At 37.0% G+C, this 1,576-nt stretch carries 1 protein-coding gene; it reads right to left on the minus strand.

What is annotated here, in order from left to right; translation table 11 throughout:
- Nucleotides 1-421 precede the first annotated feature (421 nt).
- The coding region (locus tag Q4496_RS17840; protein WP_303610964.1) for a flagellin at nt 422-1,576 on the minus strand (1,155 nt) is incomplete at its 5' end.

Genomic DNA, 1,576 nt, shown 5'->3' on the forward strand with positions numbered 1-1,576 from the left:
CAGAAGCTGTTAATTAACCCATAAGAAAGTTACAAACAAATTAACCAAAGCAGCTCTGTACTAAATATGTTAACGGCAGCACTAAAATTAACTTGAATATTTTTTTTAAAAAAAACAAAATAAAAAGTAACAGGCTGTTAAATAACTAAATTAAAATACTTTTTATTGTTTTTATACTTTTATTTAGATAGGTTTTATAGCATTACTTTGTGTTGGTAGACCCCATATTAAACCACTTATAAATGACAATATATTCGTGATTCTGAATTTGCTTCCACACCTCAAACGTTATGCTGCTTAGCAATAGGGAATTCGTATTAACACGCCTTGGGAATGACGAGAGAAGATCCTTAGAAAATAATAAAAAAGAGCTAAACCTTCACAGTTTAGCTCTTATAAACAAAAGAGTTATTATGTATTATTAACCAAGAAGACTTAATGCTGCTTGTGGTAATTGGTTAGACTGAGCCAATATAGTAGTACCCGCTTGTTGCAATATTTGGTTTTTCGTCATTGTTGCTGTTTCTGAAGCAAAATCAGTATCTTCAATACGGCTTCGTGACGCTGATACATTTTCTGCTACATTAGACAAGTTACTAATAGTGTGGCTAAAACGGTTTTGAACCGCACCTAAATCAGCACGTTGACTATCAATTTGTGCTAACGCTGCATCAATAGTTTGTATTGCAGATTGTGCACCAACACTTGTTGTACCCGATATATCGATATCTTCGACAGATGTTAAGGCACCTGTACCACCTGTTGCCGCAAGTGCTACACCACCCGCGCCTTTACCTAATATTTCATTAACGGTTGTACCTGAAATACCAATTTTATCAGGAGAAGATAAACTTATAGAAGATGAAACTGACATATTAGCATTAGCACTTGCTAACAATGCACCAGTATTTAGATTATTATTTAATGATAAGGTTGAAGTTGTAGTAGTAGACCCTGCAACTTCAATACCATCAACATCTTCAGCTTTTAAAGTGAGTGTCGTGCCATCAACAATAGCATCATAGCCGTCAGCCTGTAAATCTTCTGCTAAGCGCTCAATATCACCACCGTAATCAGCTAAGTCGTAATCATCTACAGCATTACCACCTTTCATCATATTTATGGTGCCATCATCACCGGAAGATAATGCACTAATTGTAACATCTAATTTAGCCGTTGCTGTTACACCCGTTGCTTTAGCATTAATTGCATCTGCAATATCGGCAGCGCCTATATCAGCAGCTACTGTGACTTCAGTACCATTCATACTTATTGTATCATTAGTTACATCACCAAGCTGAGTATCTAAAATTGTAGCTTCCGCAGCTACACCCAAAACGGTACCAGAACCTGCAACGCCATAAGCTCCTATAGAGTCTGCAGCCATATTACCTAACGAAACATTAATGGTTTCATTCGCATTTGAACCTACTTGGAATTGTTTTGTACCAAAAGTACCATCAAGTAATGCTGTAGCACCAAACTTAGTGGTTTCAGAGATACGGGTTAATTCTTGTTGCAGTGCACCTACTTCTTTTTGAAGCGCGGCACGGTCATCTGCACCATTTGAGCCGTT

Origin of the sequence: Colwellia sp. 5_MG-2023, from assembly GCF_030547795.1 — a bacterium.
Taxonomy (GTDB): Bacteria; Pseudomonadota; Gammaproteobacteria; order Enterobacterales; family Alteromonadaceae; genus Colwellia.